We start from the raw sequence: 10068 nt of genomic DNA, 5'->3' as shown, positions 1-10068 counted from the left end.
ATTAGAAAAAACGTACTGCAGACAGGCATCTGCCAAGGTTAGCTAAAATAGCTGGCTTGGCGATAACTGGACTTGCGGCACGTTTTTGCTTTTATAGACAACGAAAAAAACCCATAGGATGGTAATGGGTTTCTGGTTACCCTATGAAATAGGATACAGGATGTACCTATATAGTAATATGGTGTGATCAAAAAGGAAAGTTCAATTTTTCATCAAAACATGAAATTGTTGAAAATCGATTGTTTTTCTGACGAAAAAATCAACTTATAATTATTTTCCGTCTGTTATTCCGTATAGAAACCAACGAGTTGATACCAGCGACGATGCTCAATATGGTAGGCATCAGGTGAGTACCCTGACATTGAAAAACCGATAAAGGTGATGACCAGTCCGATAATAATAAACAACAGACTGAGAAAAACGAAAAAGCGCTTATTGATTTTGATCATAGGACTGCCTTCTTTCGATAGTTTTGAACAAATGATTTCGGCCAAACGACAAGGGAGTGGGTAAGGCGTGAAAAAGGTCGGCTCATACTAAAAGTGGCGATCAGGCAAAGCAGCCCTAGACCAAATAAGAAAATCCCCACACCTAACTGACTTAAAAAGAGATAGAAACCATCCGCCATCAGCATGGGACTTAAGACAACGCTGGCGATCCCACCGATAAACGTAGTGACACCAATCATGCCAGTGGTGAAAGGCACACACCAGATGATTATTAAAAAGCTTAGGATCAGCAATGCGGCACTTAACAATAAGCTGCCCCACAATGGGAAGCCTAGTACTAAAATCAAAAGCAAAAAGGGATGAAAGCGGCGAGGAATCTCTACTACGACCTCTTCCGTTTCGGTGACTGCTTGGATCAGTTCTTTTGGGGAGCCAAGGCGTGCCACGGCTTCTTCTTCGGTGTATCCTTCTTCCATCAAATCTTCGATCATCTCGTCATAATAGTTGATCAGCTGATGAATCTCGCTAGGTCTGACTTTTTCAGATAATTCTGCAGCCAATGCCTTGATAAAATCAACTCTGTTCATCTAATGTTCCTCCTTTAATAAATCGCTGGATCAATGTCAATTGGGGCCAGTCGTTGGTTAAAAAATCATCGATCCGCTGTTTGCCAAGTCTGGTCAGGCGGTAGTATTTTCGGGTCCGTCCTTGATGGCTTTTATTATAAGTCTCAACCGCTCGGCTGGCCTCTAAGCGCTTCAAGATAGGATAGAGCGTTGATTCTGAGATTGGCAGTAAAGGAGATATGTTTTTGACTAATTCATAGCCATAAGAGTCACCATGCTGCAAATAGGCTAAAACACAAATTTCCAATAATCCTTTTTTTAATTGGGCATCCAAAGGCTCTCCTCCTGTTCATACTCATACTATACATTACATAGTATCATTCCACAAGCAGCACCAGTCAAAATCAGCCTTAAGTCTGAGCACCATAAGACAACAAGAGCTCATTCGACAAAATGGTCAAAAATAAAAAATAAAATTAAGAAAATCGGCAGAAAGTATAGGTTAACGTGCTCTTTTTTGTTAAAGTAGAAGTATATAGATTACTTTCAGTAAGAAAATGGGCGTTGGTTGTGTTTCTAAAAGCTGCAAGTAGTCAAAATGAATGAGACGAACGTCAGCAAGAATTGGTGACGTCCAGAAAGGAAGGGGTATTATGAGAAAAGCAACGATTACGAAAAAATATTTGATCAATTGCTTAAAAAAATATCTGGTGGAGTATCTTTATCGACCACTCACTGTCCGCGACATTGCTAATTACGCACGAACATCGACTCAACCAATCTATTTGAATTTTTCAAACATGCAGAATTTCAAGCAGGCGATGGTCGAGGATGTGTTTCGCGATATTCATGAAGCAAAAAAAGAGTCAGTGGCGACACTAGATCCTTTATACAGTTTTTGGCATGACTATTACGTGTTCGCCAGTCGCAATCGGGCCCTCTTTTTTGCATTATTTTTAAATGATATTGGTTGTGGTCCTTACATAAAAGAGCGTTCTTTTGCATATTTTCAAGAAGCAATTGCTGAATCAGCTGTTTTTCAATGTGCGCAAGAAAACGATCTGAGGAAATACCATGAAGAAGCCTTGATTTTTTTTAGCGGTTTGGTATTGCTGTTTATTCGTGAAGGGTGTACTGACGGCAACAAGGATTTTATAAAAGATACCATGGAGTATTGGGAACGAATGTTAAAGAAAGCAAAAGGCGTGACGCGAGACCATGGTCGGCAAGGATTATTAGAGGTCGGTACGTTTGCTGTAGAGGAATAGGTACTTGAAATCAAGCATTAAAATAAATATCTGAATATTTTGACACCAAAAAACCGTTAGTGATTAAACATTCTTCACTCACGGTTTTTTTTGAGGAGGTAAGTCTTGCGGTATGAGTAGAACAATGGTGGTGTTTTCACCTTTTACTGATTGAATCGATAAGGAAGCTTGCGTGCCATAGTACAATGCTAGCCGCTGGCGTACATTGTTGATACCATAGTGTTGATCAGAAGGTTGCTCCAGTTGTTTTAGCTGTTCAGGATCAATCCCGGAACCATTGTCTTGGATCTCGAACCGCAGCCGCTGCTCTTCTTTAAGACAGCGGATCGTCAATACGCCTCTGCGCCCATCTTCAATATGATCCAGCCCATGAAAGACGGCATTTTCGACAAACGGCTGCAAGAGCAGATTAATCATCGGATATTCATCGATATTTGAGTCAATTTCGAGGACTAAATCAAAGGAATGGTGATGCATTTTTTGCTGGATTTTCGCATAGGTGATCGTCAGATCGAGTTCTTTGCTGACAGATAACCGATTGGATCCTTGATTTAGGCTGAGACGGTAGAATCGAGATAGCAGCTGAGCCATCTCACGGATTTCGTGGTTGCCGTTTAGTGTGGCAGTATTGCTGATAAGTGCTAAGGAATTATAAAAGAAATGCGGATTGATCTGGGCTTGCAGAGCCCGCAATTCGTATTCTTTTTGTTTCAATTCGGCTTCATATACTTCATTGATCAGCTCAGCGATTTTATCTAGCATTTTTTGAAAATTGGTGTATAACTGTCCGACTTCATCTTTTGAAGAATATGTGTGCTGGATTTTGAATTGATCCATTGATAAAGAGGCCATTTGCTGGGTCAAAGAGTTGATCGGCTGTACCACGTTTTAGCCAACCACCAGCTGGATAAAACCAATATCATTAATACAAAACCAAAGATAATAAGTGCTGCACCAACTAGATACAGTAAACTGCTGAAAAATGACTGTGCGGTTTTAACAAAAACGATTTGCCAATGATTATCCAGCAGTACAGGTGCCTCTTCAATAACTGCGTTTCCAACCAGCCACTGTTTTTGAGTACGTTGCTGCTTCGTCAAATAATCAATGCGGTAAAGCGTCTGCCCGGTCTCTGACTGGATCGTCAAATCATACGGCTCCTCAGTGACTGCATCAAGATTCGTGAACAATGCTGCTCGATCGATGGTTAAAACGATGTAGTTTAAGGAATCTGCGGTATGGCCTTTTAAAAAAAGGTTGGTATAAAAAGAAAGCTCCTCCCGTTCTTTGTCAAAATACGTTCGAATCTCGGTCGAAGGTTTTTCTTGTAGAAAAGGCAGTGCTGTATCAGCCGTGATTTTTTTGACGTATTGCCCATGATCATAAAGATCGATCGTGGTGTATAGCGTGATGCCTTTAATATCTGCTTGCGGAAAACGAACACTGTGAAACAAAGGCACGATCGTATTTTGAAAGAGATTGTATTGATCAAAGTTTGAGAAGCGTTGACTAGAAAGCTCTTGCGTCAAGGCGGTATTGTTGGCTAAAAAGAGCAGGCTGTCCCGATAGGTATGGATCTTGCTTTCTAACTGATAGCTGATACTTTTGAGATTATCGGAGTAAGCACTTTTTTCCTGCTGTTGGATAAAGGCTCGGATGATAGATACCCCGACAAAGGTCAAAACGATCAGAGGAACAATGCTTGAAAGAATCGAAATAAGGGCGATCTTTTTTTGAAAACGAAAATTTTTAAAACAATCGTGGACTTTTCTTAACAAGAGGGACCTCTCTTTCTATAGGCATCCGGCGTCATTCCGACAATTTCTCGGAACGTTTTGCAAAAATAGGAATAATGATTAAAGCCAACTTGTTTGGAGATAGTTCGAATGCTGCAGTTCGAGTTCTTTAAACGCTTCTGAGCCTGTTTGATACGGTAAGACTTGATGTACTTGGTGATACCCATGCCTTCAGAAGTACTGAATAATTCGCTTAGGTAGTTAGGATTGATATTGACTTCCTTTGCTAAGCGCTCCAAGCTCAACTCTTGGTGAAAATGAGCGAATATATAGGATTTTACTTGGCGCACATAGTCATTTGACTGACTCCCGTTGATTTGAAGCAGTGCATCATGGATATAACGGAAGAGGGCATCAAAAATATCCGCAATTATTTGTAGACTTGGCGCTTCCAGTATTTTTCCGATCTGATTAGCGCCATGCTCCGCATCAAAGGCGATCGTGCACTGATCGATGATGGTTTGATAAAAGGTCGCAAAATAAAATTTGGTATTGGTTGGTTCCTCACGTCCATTTGTTTCAAAGCAGTCGAAAACTGTTTTCACAAGCGCGTGTGCTTTTTTACTTTCGTATTGATTCACATACGAAACGGTTTTTTCAAAAAGAGCTTTCTTGACGATGTAGTGATCTCCCGGAAGCAGCTGGCAGATTTTCCCTTTGTTTTGCTGATAAAAAGACCGCTGACTGGTTCTCAGTAAGTCATGATAGGTGCCATACACCCCTGAATGGTGGGGAACTGGCCCGCTGTCAAAAAGTGTTATTTTTTGCTGAAACTGTTCGGAAAAATAGGTAGTTAAGTTGTTTTTTCGCTCTTCGATTTCCCTTTTTGGCAAAGGTTCGTTAAAAAAGAGCAGTTGTGCTGGAGCTAAAAACAAACTGAACATTTCAGGAAATGCAGCAGACAGCGAAGGGACAAAATCCGGCGCATTCCAAGAATCCAGCGGCCAAGTAACGAGAAAAAAAGAGGGATGAGTCTTAAAAAAATCTTGTGCAATCGATTGCTCTTTCTTCGGCAGTGAATGCCAAGGATAGCCATAAAAAAGTTTACTCAAAATCTCTTTCAAGTAATGGGTTTGTGCGATTGTTTTTGTGTAAGCACGTTGCTTTTGTTGATCAATAAAAAGAATGATTTTATTTATTTGTTCATAAAAATCACCAGGGTCGATTGGTTTTAAGAGGTAGTCAACCGCTTGTAACTGTATGGCTTTTTTTACATAATGAAAATCTTCAAAGCCGCTGATAAACATCACAGGAATTTCAGGAGCTGCTTCTTTGATTCTCGCTACGAGGGCATGTCCATCCATAAAGGGCATCTTTACGTCGGTAATTATCAAGTCAAAGGGCTGTTTCTGAAAAAGTTGCCAGGCTTCGCGGCCATTTTTGGCTTCTTCGATCAGCCATTCTTTTTCATGCTGACTCAAGAAGTATTTGATCACTTCTCTTTGATCGTAGCTGTCATCAGCAAGCAGCAGTCGGTACATGGTTTTCGCCGTCCTTTCGTATAGAGAATATTACGCAGTCGCTTCTTCTTTCTATAGTAAGCGATAAACAAAAAAAGCACAGAGCGAATTTGTAAACGTTTTATTTTTCTGGAAATCGTGCTATGAATCTGAAAAAAGTGCTATATTTTCTGTGGAAGCGATTGCGTATAATAAGGATATCAAAAAAGTTTGAGGAGGAAAACAATGAAATTTAGGCGGGGGACAGCAATGTTAACAGCAGTTGCTTCAGTACTTATTATGACAGGATGCAGTTCAGAAGAAGCAAAGACCAATGAAAATGGGGATACCGTGATTACGATCGGACGCCAGACCGCACCGAACTCGAAACTACCTGAGGGGGATTCTTACAGCAATAACGCATATACTCGATTGATTCAAGAACGCTTGGGCATCGAGCTGGAGAGTGCCTTTGAAGCCCATGGGGAAGACTATGATCGTCAAGTATCGCTAGCGATCGCTTCAGGGGAACTACCGGATACGATGATTGTCGGATCAAGAGATGAATTGGAAGAATTAGTTAACAATGATTTAGTAGAAGACTTGACCGAAGTATTTGAGGAGCATGCCGACGATTTTCTAAAAGACATCTATGATTCGTTTGATGGGATTCAGTTAGAAGCAGCCACGTTTGATGATCGCTTGATGGCGATTCCATCTACTAGCGATGACTTCGGGCCCAATCTTGTCTGGTTGCGCCAAGACTGGCTAGATGAGTTGGGTATTGAACTGGATAAAGATGGCAATCGCTCAATCACTTTGGATGAGTTGAAGGAAACAGCGATTGCTTTTCAAGAAAATGATTTAGCCAATACCGGAAAAGCGGTTGGTTTGCCATTGGCCTTCTGGTTGTCTTCGCCAAATCATGGGGGCACGGCATATACCGGAACAGCCATCATGAATGCGTTTGGGGCCTACCCAAAATCGTATCTTCAAGATGAGAACGGGCAGATGTTTTATGGCTCCAATACGCCAGAAATGAAAGAAGCACTAACGCTGCTGAAGGACTGGCAAGATGAAGGATTCATGGATCCGCAATTTGGTACCCGTACGTATGATGATATCCATGCCATGATGGTTAATGGAGAGACGGGGATCGCTTTTGGTCCTTGGCACATGCCTGACTGGGGCTTAGTACAAGCTAAACAAAATGATCCAAATGCTGAATTTGTTCCTTATGCCCTTGAAAATGCTAACGGCGATGGAGGGGTCAATGCCGTGGCTAACCGCGGCACTGGGCAATACATCGTGGTGCGCAAAGGTTTTTCTGAGCCGGAAAAAATCATGGAGATGATCAATCTGATTTATGGTGAAGTTGCCAACTCGGAGGATATTGAAACCGAGTTTCCGGAAATTTATGACTATGCGAAAGTGGATGTCGATGGGACGGTTCGTCCATGGAATGTTGTTTTCTTAAAAGCCTATAGTGAGATTGATGATGCAGTAGAAGCTTCCAAGGCGGCGGTTGGCGAAACATCTATCGATGATATCTCCAACTTCTTCATCAAAGAAAACGCCGAAAAAATCAAGCAATATCTGGATAGCCCTGAAGAAACTGATCCGGTGGACTGGACCCGCTATGCCTCTCGCTATTTAGCCGTCAATAATGTGATGGGCGGTATCAGAGAGCAAGGACGCTTGAATGAAGTGAAACCACCGCGTTTTGATTCGATCAAAGCCAATGAACGAAACGGCGCACAAGTAGGGAAACTGGAGGAAGAGACCTTCATTAAGTTTATCACTGGAGAAGAACCCCTGGAGAATTTCGACACCTACGTGGAAACCTGGAATAGCCAAGGTGGGACAGCCATACTTGAAGAAATGCAAGAAGTAGTAGATCAGCGAGCAGATAATTAAGCGGCCACTCCAGCGGTTCTGACACTCGACTTTCGAACAAAGAAAAGCAAGGTTGTATGCAGGAAAATCGACTGCAGGTGCCTTTTCTTTGTTCGAATTTTTTCATCAAGCGGCTGGTGAGGCAAAAACTTTATGGAGGAGTAAGTAAATGGAACTTTCTGTTGAAAAAGAAAGCAAAAAAGAAAAGAAAAAGTGGTTTTCTCGAGACCAGCTTTTCTTTTTAGGGATGATTTTACCAGGCATCATTTTTATTTTGATTTTTTCTTATGGTCCTATGTTTGGGTTGTTGATGGCATTTCAAGATTATGTGCCAGCGAAAGGTGTATTGGGTTCTGAATTTGTAGGATTCGAGCACTTTCGCTACCTGTTCAGTTTACCGGATATTTTCTTAGTAACTAAAAACACGATTTTTATCGCTTTTTGGAAAATTATCTTTAATACGATCGTACCGATTCTTTTTGCGATTCTATTAAATGAAGTGCGTGTAAAGTGGATGAAACGCTCCATTCAGACCATCGTATATTTGCCCCATTTTCTTTCATGGGTCATATTGGCTTCAGTAGTGGTCAATTTATTCAGTCTTGATGGAACGGTGAATCAGATTTTACAAAACTTTGGTGTAGAACCATTAAACTTTTTGGGTAGTAATCAGTTGTTTCCTCGTTTACTGATCGGGACCGATGTTTGGAAAAGTTTCGGTTACAGTTCGATCGTGTACCTTGCTGCCATTACCTCGATCGATCCGGGATTATATGAAGCAGCAACGATGGATGGTGCTTCTTGGTCAAAAAAAGTCTGGCACGTAACCCTGCCGGGGATGATGCCTTTTATTTTGCTGATGACGATTTTGTCGCTGCCTAATATCTTGAATGCCGGCTTCGACCAAATTTATAACCTGTATTCTCCGGTTGTGTATCAAAGCGGCGATATTATCGATACCTATGTCTACCGAATCGGTCTGATCGGTAGAGACTACAGCTTAGGGACTGCCGTTGGTCTGGTCAAATCGGTGATCGGTCTATTCTTGATTTGGTCTTCCAACAAAATTGCGGAGAAGAAGACTGACAGAGTGATGTTTTAAGGAAAGGAAAAAAGAGATGAAAGAAAAATTTAGTATACGGCATGCAGTAATTTATTTGATCGTCATTGTTTTAGCTCTTTCTTGTTTAGTACCGATGTTGAATGTCGTGGCACTTTCTTTAAGCAGCAGCAGTGCGGTCGCGGCAAATGCTGTGGGGCTATGGCCAGTGGATCTGACCTTAGCGGCTTATGAGCGCATCATGAGCGATCAGCAGTTTTGGCGTTCCTTTGGGATCTCGGTCATTCGTGTGATCGTTTCGTTGCTGTTGAACCTCTTGATGATCGTAACGATGGCGTACCCGCTGTCTAAATCAAAAAAAGTATTTCGAACGAGAAAATTATTCATGGGCGTGATGGTTTTTGCTATGCTATTCAGCGGCGGCATGATCCCAACGTATTTAGTCGTTCGCAATCTAGGGTTATTGAATACGATTTGGTCCCTGATTTTACCTAGTGCAGTCCCTATCGGCAGTGTGATCTTGGTGATTAATTTCTTTCGGGGAATCCCCAAATCATTGGAAGAATCTGCTCGGATCGATGGTGCCAACCCACTGCAGATTTTGGGACGAATCTATATCCCAATGTCATTGCCGTGTTTGGCAACCGTTTCTCTATTCAGTATTGTCGGCAGTTGGAATGATTTTTTCAGTGGGCTAATCTATATGACCAAGACTGAAAACTATCCTTTAATGACCTATATCCAAACACTATCAGTCAACATTGCTGAAACAATGCAACAAGCCGGAAATTTGACTTCCGAGCAGCTACAAAGCCTACTAGCGGTCTCTGATCGAAACTTGAATGCAGCGAAGATCGTGGTGGCAGTGGTGCCGTTATTGATTATTTATCCGCTTCTACAAAAATACTTCGTTCAAGGAATCGTTGTCGGATCAGTAAAGGAGTAAACCCACATGATACACTTTTTTCATTCAGAAAACTTCTTCGCACGAATCGCTTGGAAATTCAGCCAGTTGCTCTTATTGAATGTACTACTCTTGTTTTTTAGTTTGCCGCTCTTCACGATCGGCGCAGCCATCACTGCTGGCTCAAAAGTGGCGACTGACCTGATAGAAGGAAAAGCACCGGCTGTTGTTCAGCAGTTTTGGTCGACCTTTTGTCAAAGCTTTCGAAAAAGCACTCTTATCTGGCTCGGTCTGCTTATTTCTTTGTGGCTCTTGACTGCTGATTGGTTGTATTATTTCCAACTAAAAGGGACGCCTGATCTTTTTACCGTAGGCTTAGTAATTTGTACGTTCATGTGGCTTCAATTTTTCCAAGTTTCGTTTTTCTTACTCGCACGTTACGATAGCGGAATCAAAACGATCCTTTTAAACAGCATCAAAGTCGCCGCAAAGCACCCGTTTAAAATACTTAGTCTTCATCTTCTGACTGCAGCCCCTATTGTCATCATGCTTCTTTCACCCTATGCGCTGGTTTTCAGCATGTACATTGCCTGCTTTTTTGGTCTTAGCTGTTTTTTGTATGTACGCTGTCAGTTATTGTTGGCAATTTTCAAGAAATATGAGAAGGTAGAAATAGCAGAAAAGTAACTG

The 10068-nt window shown here is 41.6% G+C and carries 11 protein-coding genes; 5 read left to right on the top strand and 6 right to left on the bottom strand.

Features of this window, described 5'->3' with window-relative positions; all coding sequences use genetic code 11:
• Positions 1–284: 284 nt before the first annotated feature.
• The 3 genes from FJU10_RS19110 to FJU10_RS16755 are packed head-to-tail and all read right to left on the bottom strand — an operon-like array spanning position 285 to position 1349.
• The gene (locus FJU10_RS19110; RefSeq protein WP_167822213.1) at positions 285–449 is read right to left on the bottom strand and encodes a hypothetical protein; all 165 of its coding nucleotides are present in this window, start codon (positions 447–449) and stop codon (positions 285–287) included.
• The gene (locus FJU10_RS16760; RefSeq protein WP_077453200.1) at positions 446–1036 is read right to left on the bottom strand and encodes a DUF1700 domain-containing protein; all 591 of its coding nucleotides are present in this window, start codon (positions 1034–1036) and stop codon (positions 446–448) included. Before FJU10_RS16760 ends, FJU10_RS19110 begins: the two co-directional genes overlap by 4 nt.
• The gene (locus tag FJU10_RS16755) at positions 1023–1349 is read right to left on the bottom strand and encodes a PadR family transcriptional regulator (protein ID WP_081117612.1); all 327 of its coding nucleotides are present in this window, start codon (positions 1347–1349) and stop codon (positions 1023–1025) included. The genes FJU10_RS16760 and FJU10_RS16755 overlap by 14 nt, the downstream gene beginning before the upstream one ends.
• A gap of 319 nt (positions 1350–1668) precedes the next feature.
• Here FJU10_RS16755 and FJU10_RS16750 point away from each other — a divergent pair, with 319 nt between their 5' ends.
• Positions 1669–2283, top strand: a complete 615-nt coding sequence (locus FJU10_RS16750; protein ID WP_223273112.1) for a TetR/AcrR family transcriptional regulator — start codon at positions 1669–1671, stop codon at positions 2281–2283.
• Positions 2284–2361: 78 nt separating this feature from the next.
• Here FJU10_RS16750 and FJU10_RS19505 read toward each other — a convergent pair whose 3' ends face one another.
• From FJU10_RS19505 to FJU10_RS16740, 3 genes are read right to left on the bottom strand one after another with little or no spacing between them, the layout of a single operon-like run.
• On the bottom strand, positions 2362–3168 hold the full coding sequence (locus FJU10_RS19505) for a sensor histidine kinase (RefSeq protein WP_223273111.1): 807 nt from the start codon (positions 3166–3168) through the stop codon (positions 2362–2364).
• A complete protein-coding gene (locus FJU10_RS19500; protein WP_223273110.1) occupies positions 3144–4061 on the bottom strand; it encodes a hypothetical protein in 918 nt (305 codons plus the stop codon). Before FJU10_RS19500 ends, FJU10_RS19505 begins: the two co-directional genes overlap by 25 nt.
• Positions 4055–5560 (bottom strand): response regulator transcription factor, encoded by a 1506-nt coding sequence (locus FJU10_RS16740; RefSeq protein ID WP_140966447.1) that lies wholly within the window; start codon positions 5558–5560, stop codon positions 4055–4057. Before FJU10_RS16740 ends, FJU10_RS19500 begins: the two co-directional genes overlap by 7 nt.
• A gap of 204 nt (positions 5561–5764) precedes the next feature.
• Between FJU10_RS16740 and FJU10_RS16730 the strand changes: the two genes are divergently transcribed.
• From FJU10_RS16730 to FJU10_RS16715, 4 genes are all read left to right on the top strand, one after another.
• Positions 5765–7435 (top strand): extracellular solute-binding protein, encoded by a 1671-nt coding sequence (locus tag FJU10_RS16730; protein WP_081117616.1) that lies wholly within the window; start codon positions 5765–5767, stop codon positions 7433–7435.
• Positions 7436–7583: 148 nt separating this feature from the next.
• Entirely contained in the window at positions 7584–8516 is a 933-nt protein-coding gene (locus FJU10_RS16725) for an ABC transporter permease (protein ID WP_005232878.1), read from the top strand.
• Positions 8517–8532: 16 nt separating this feature from the next.
• Positions 8533–9420 carry a carbohydrate ABC transporter permease gene (locus tag FJU10_RS16720; RefSeq protein WP_140966446.1) on the top strand — a complete coding sequence of 296 codons (888 nt, stop codon included), beginning with the start codon at positions 8533–8535 and terminating at the stop codon, positions 9418–9420.
• Positions 9421–9426: 6 nt separating this feature from the next.
• On the top strand, positions 9427–10065 hold the full coding sequence (locus tag FJU10_RS16715; protein WP_140966445.1) for a DUF624 domain-containing protein: 639 nt from the start codon (positions 9427–9429) through the stop codon (positions 10063–10065).
• The last annotated feature ends 3 nt before the right edge of the window (positions 10066–10068 follow it).

Source organism: Enterococcus sp. OL5, assembly GCF_006491895.1.
Lineage (GTDB): Bacteria > Bacillota > Bacilli > Lactobacillales > Enterococcaceae > Enterococcus_D > Enterococcus_D innesii.
The sequence above is the reverse complement of the archived record's forward strand: the minus strand, read 5'-3'. Positions and strand labels throughout refer to the sequence as shown.

Bases quoted from the DNA above. Each gene is read 5' to 3' on its own strand.
- FJU10_RS16720 (WP_140966446.1), top strand. From the start codon at position 8,533: ATGAAAGAAAAATTTAGTATACGGCATGCAGTAATTTATTTGATCGTC.
- FJU10_RS19110 (WP_167822213.1), bottom strand. From the start codon at position 449: ATGATCAAAATCAATAAGCGCTTTTTCGTTTTTCTCAGTCTGTTGTTT.
- FJU10_RS16760 (WP_077453200.1), bottom strand. From the start codon at position 1,036: ATGAACAGAGTTGATTTTATCAAGGCATTGGCTGCAGAATTATCTGAA.
- FJU10_RS16730 (WP_081117616.1), top strand. From the start codon at position 5,765: ATGAAATTTAGGCGGGGGACAGCAATGTTAACAGCAGTTGCTTCAGTA.
- FJU10_RS16750 (WP_223273112.1), top strand. From the start codon at position 1,669: ATGAGAAAAGCAACGATTACGAAAAAATATTTGATCAATTGCTTAAAA.
- FJU10_RS16725 (WP_005232878.1), top strand. From the start codon at position 7,584: ATGGAACTTTCTGTTGAAAAAGAAAGCAAAAAAGAAAAGAAAAAGTGG.
- FJU10_RS16715 (WP_140966445.1), top strand. From the start codon at position 9,427: ATGATACACTTTTTTCATTCAGAAAACTTCTTCGCACGAATCGCTTGG.
- FJU10_RS16740 (WP_140966447.1), bottom strand. From the start codon at position 5,560: ATGTACCGACTGCTGCTTGCTGATGACAGCTACGATCAAAGAGAAGTG.